At 61.0% G+C, this 2,781-nt stretch carries 2 protein-coding genes and 1 pseudogene; 2 read left to right on the top strand and 1 reads right to left on the bottom strand.

Annotated elements, in window-relative coordinates:
• A pseudogene (locus ABI_RS25665) lies at positions 1-258 on the bottom strand (hypothetical protein); the annotation flags it as partial.
• A gap of 129 nt (positions 259-387) precedes the next feature.
• Here ABI_RS25665 and ABI_RS24440 point away from each other — a divergent pair.
• Together ABI_RS24440 and ABI_RS11070 are read left to right on the top strand one after the other, a co-directional pair.
• On the top strand, positions 388-720 hold the full coding sequence (locus ABI_RS24440; RefSeq protein ID WP_083811483.1) for a Na+/H+ antiporter NhaA: 333 nt from the start codon (positions 388-390) through the stop codon (positions 718-720).
• Between the two features lie 224 nt (positions 721-944).
• Positions 945-2,781 (top strand): TonB-dependent receptor (locus tag ABI_RS11070; RefSeq protein ID WP_050808272.1); only part of this gene is annotated, 1,837 nt, incomplete at its 3' end.

Below are 2,781 nucleotides of genomic sequence, written 5' to 3'. Positions count from 1 at the left end.
CGGGGCAGGTGCAGGCTGGGGGGCCGGTTGGGCAGCGACAGGCGCAGGCACGGCTGCCGCGACGGTCTGCGGCTTTTTGGCTTTCTTGTCTTTTCTAACCTTTGGTGTGGCTTCGGGTTCTGCCTGCGCCACCACAGGCGCGGCCGTCTTGTCGCCGAACGGCAACTCGCCCTTGACCATAAAGTCGGGCACCCGCGGATTGGCGCAGGCGGTCAGCATGGCAAGCAGGGCCAGGACGGAAACGGTTTGGAGACGCATAGCCACCCCTCAGGATACATTCGGCTGTGATCCTGCCGGTTTTGCCTGGCCACGGCAAGCCCGCCGACGACAAATCAGCCGTCGTGAGACCCTTCGGCCGATTCCCCGTGCGGTTCCTGAAGACCGAAGCTGGCTGGGGATCTCGTCTGGCCGCCGCAGCCCAGGCTTTATCGGCAAACGGATCGGTATCGTGCTGCCTTTTATCTCGCACGTGCGATGAAATGGGCGCAAAAGCCGGATACCGCAACGGAAGGCCAGCTCTACGGGGTGTGTCTTTTATGCGGCATAGGCTTCACAATGAGTCTGTATATCGTTGCGCTCGCCGTCCCTGGCGCCGAGCTGGCAGCTCAAAACGCCGTGAAATCCGGGGTTGTCGTCGGGTCAATGCCGTCAACCTGCGCAAGTGCAATATGGCTGAAGTGGTGCAGACCTGCCGTAGCGGCATCAGCAACAAGGCATTGATTTTCAAAGGTAAAGGAATTGTGAGGCCCGCCCTATTATGGCGCTGTCCCGTTTTGGAGCAAAAAATCTTGTGCATTGCAGTGTTCAGAATACGAATATTTGTTTCCGTGCACGTAATGTGTTACACAAAAAAGTAATCATGGCGCCGCTGTTCAAGGCCGCATCCGGATGCCAAGACAAAGAAAAAAGCCTCAAGCAGAGACGAAATTACCTAAGGGAAACACATGCAAAACGCCCCGCAATTACTTAAAGTCCGCCACATCGCCCTGCTGATGGCCAGCGCCGCCGGCGTCGCCTTGGCGGCGGCCCCGGCCCTGGCCCAGGATGCACCGGCCGAGGACGGTGTCGTCATCGTTACGGCCCAGAAGCGCGCCCAGCGTCTGCAAGACGTGCCGATCGCGGTGACCACTCTGTCGGCCAAGACGCTGCAGGAAGCCGGCGTCCGCGACATCAAGGACATGCAGATCCTGACGCCGGGCCTGACGGTCACCTCGACCCAGAACGAGACCCTGACGACCGCCCGTATCCGCGGTGTCGGCACAGTGGGTGACAACCCCGGCCTGGAATCCTCGGTCGGCGTTGTGATCGACGGTGTCTATCGTCCGCGCAACGGCGTCGGGTTCGAGGACCTGGGCGAAATGGAGCGCATCGAGGTGCTGAAGGGGCCGCAAGGCACTCTGTTCGGCAAGAACACCTCGGCTGGTGTTATCAATGTCATCACCAAGAAGCCGCAGTTTACCTTCGGCGCCGAGGGCGAGGCCACAGTTGGCAATTACGGCGCTAAGGGTTTTGCCGGTTCGGTCACCGGGCCGCTGACCGACGAGGTCGCCTATCGCCTGTACTATGCTAACCGTGAGCGTGACGGTTACAACAACGTCAACACCGGCGTCGGTCCGCGCACCCTGGACAATGACGGCGACCAGAAGTTCCATACGGTTCGCGGCCAGCTTCTGTTCGTGCCGAATGAGAATATCGATATCCGCGTCATCGGCGACTACACCCACCGCGATGAGCATTGCTGCGTTTCAGTGCAGACCCGTACCGGTCCGACCGGCGCCATCCTCAACGCCCTGACCGGCGGCAACGGTGTCGCTGCCGCTGACAAGGTGAACATCGACGATCGCCTCGCCTATGCCAACCGCGACACCCGTCAGGTCGTGCGCGACGGCGGCGTCTCGGTCGAAAGCAACATCAAGCTGCCGGGATTCCTCGATTCGACTCTGACATCGGTCACGGGCATGCGGGACTGGAAGGCGACGAATGGCCAGGATATCGACTATACCGGCGCCGACATTCTGTACCGTAAGGACAATGGCGACTTCAGCGCGCGCTTCAAGACCTTCAGCCAGGAAGTTCGCCTGGCCGGGGCGACGGAGAGCCTAAACTGGCTGGTGGGTGGTTTCTACGTCAAGGAAGACCTGACGCGGAACGACTCCTATGTCTATGGCGCCCACTATCAGACCTATCTCAGCCTGGCGCTGACCCAAGGCACCAACCCAGGGCGGGTCGGTCAACTGACCAGCCTGAATGGTAATCCCGCCAACGCACTGGGCGCTTATACGCCGGGTGCCGGGGCTAAGGACCGCTACACGCAGAACGTCGAGAGCTGGGCGCTGTTCACCAACAATTCGTGGCAGGTGTCCGAGCAGCTCGAACTGACCCTGGGGCTGCGCTATACCAGCGAAACCAAGAAGATGACGGCTCTGTATACCAACACGGCCGGCAATACCGCGTGCGGCGCGGCGCAACGGGCCTATGGCACCACCCTGGCCCAGATGAACACGCCAGGCGCGCCGGTAACCAATGCGCAATGGCAACAGATCATCGGCGCGGACACCCTGGCCCCGGTGCCGGCGGGAACGCCGACGCGTGTTCAGACTGTTCTGGGCAATCTGTGTCCGTTCTGGGCCAATCCGGCGTTTCACAACCGTCGCGTGGCGGACGACAACAGCGATGGCAATCTGTCCGGCACGCTGAAGGCCGCCTGGCGCTTCAATGACGACGTCATGCTGTATGCATCGTACGCCAAAGGGTACAAGGCCGGCGGCTATAATCTCGATC

The sequence above is a fragment of the Asticcacaulis biprosthecium C19 genome (assembly GCF_000204015.1).
Lineage (GTDB): Bacteria > Pseudomonadota > Alphaproteobacteria > Caulobacterales > Caulobacteraceae > Asticcacaulis > Asticcacaulis biprosthecius.
The sequence above is the reverse complement of the archived record's forward strand: the minus strand, read 5'-3'. Positions and strand labels throughout refer to the sequence as shown.